The organism is Streptococcus sp. GMD1S (assembly GCF_000296875.1).
Lineage (GTDB): Bacteria > Bacillota > Bacilli > Lactobacillales > Streptococcaceae > Streptococcus.
The window spans coordinates 1-1,052 of record NZ_AJQY01000373.1; the positions used below are offsets into that span (position 1 = coordinate 1).

At 44.4% G+C, this 1,052-nt stretch carries 1 protein-coding gene; it reads left to right on the forward strand.

The window, feature by feature from the left end; translation table 11 throughout:
* Positions 1-1,041: ABC transporter ATP-binding protein (locus tag GMD1S_RS10430; protein WP_000303930.1), on the forward strand; the 1,041-nt coding region annotated here is incomplete at its 5' end.
* Positions 1,042-1,052 lie beyond the last annotated feature (11 nt).

The window sequence follows — 1,052 nt, forward strand, 5'->3', positions numbered from 1 at the left end:
CAAACCATGAAATACGATAGTCTCTTTGACCCTATGGTTCTCTTATTTGTTGGTTCATCCTATGTGTTAACCCTCTTGGTCGGCTCCTTGATGGTTCAGGAGGGACAGATTACAGTTGGTAATCTAGTTACCTTTATCAGCTACTTGGATATGCTAGTTTGGCCTCTTATGGCCATCGGCTTCCTCTTTAATATTACCCAGCGAGGGAAGGTTTCTTACCAGAGAATTGAGGAACTTTTGTCTCAGGAATCACCTGTACAGGACCCTGAGTTTCCTTTAGATGGAATTGAAAACGGGCGCTTGCAGTATGCCGTTGATAGTTTTGCATTTGAAAATGAGGAAACACTGACAAATGTTCACTTTAGTTTGGAAAAAGGGCAAACTCTGGGATTGGTCGGGCAAACAGGCTCTGGAAAAACGTCCTTGATTAAGCTCCTCTTGCGTGAGTACGATGTGGATAAGGGAGCCATTTATCTAAACGGTCACGATATTCGCGATTATCGTCTGACAGATCTTCGTAGTCTTATGGGCTATGTTCCTCAGGATCAGTTCCTCTTTGCGACTTCGATTTTAGATAATATCCGCTTTGGCAATCCTAACTTGCCCCTTTCAGCGGTCGAGGAAGCGACTAAGCTAGCTCAAGTTTATCAAGACATTGTAGACATGCCTCAGGGATTTGAGACCATTATCGGTGAAAAGGGAGTCAGTCTTTCTGGTGGTCAAAAGCAGCGTCTGGCCATGAGTCGGGCTATGATTTTAGATCCAGATATCTTGATTTTGGATGATTCTTTGTCGGCCGTGGATGCCAAGACAGAATATGCGATCATCGACAATCTCAAGGAGACGCGGAAGGATAAGACAACTATCATCACAGCCCATCGTCTCAGTGCAGTTGTCCATGCAGATCTGATTTTGGTTCTGCAAAATGGCCAAATCATAGAACGGGGCACGCACGAAGACCTGCTAGCTTTAGATGGCTGGTATGCCCAAACCTATCAGTCTCAGCAGTTGGAAATGAAAGGAGAAGAAGATGCAGAATAAGAAAGAACAAT